This window comes from Stenotrophomonas sp. SrG, from assembly GCF_050031795.1.
Lineage (GTDB): Bacteria > Pseudomonadota > Gammaproteobacteria > Xanthomonadales > Xanthomonadaceae > Stenotrophomonas > Stenotrophomonas rhizophila_A.
The window spans coordinates 1-237 of the sequence record NZ_JBNBBE010001227.1 but is presented as its reverse complement, the minus strand read 5'-3'; the positions used below and the strand labels follow the sequence as shown (position 1 = coordinate 237).

At 71.3% G+C, this 237-nt stretch carries 1 protein-coding gene; it reads right to left on the bottom strand.

The annotated features are described in order from the left end of the window. Nucleotides 1-237 (bottom strand): filamentous hemagglutinin N-terminal domain-containing protein (locus tag ACQG3P_RS23345; protein WP_426806373.1); only part of this gene is annotated, 237 nt, incomplete at both ends.

Sequence of the window (237 nt, the reverse complement as noted above, 5' to 3'; positions counted from 1 at the left end):
GCCGGCACCGGCAATGCGGATGGCGCCCCCGGCAACCCTGGAGCCTTCCAGCGCACCGTAGCTGACGAAGGGCGTGCCGGTGGTCAGGGTGACGCGGCTGGCGTTGAGGAAGCCGGCGCCGTCGATCTGGATGCCGGCCGGCTTGGCGATGATCACCTGCGCGCGGGCGCCGGCCACGTCGGTGGAGCCGGTGAGCTGACTGGGACTGGTGCTGGTGGTGGCATTGAGGAAGACGCG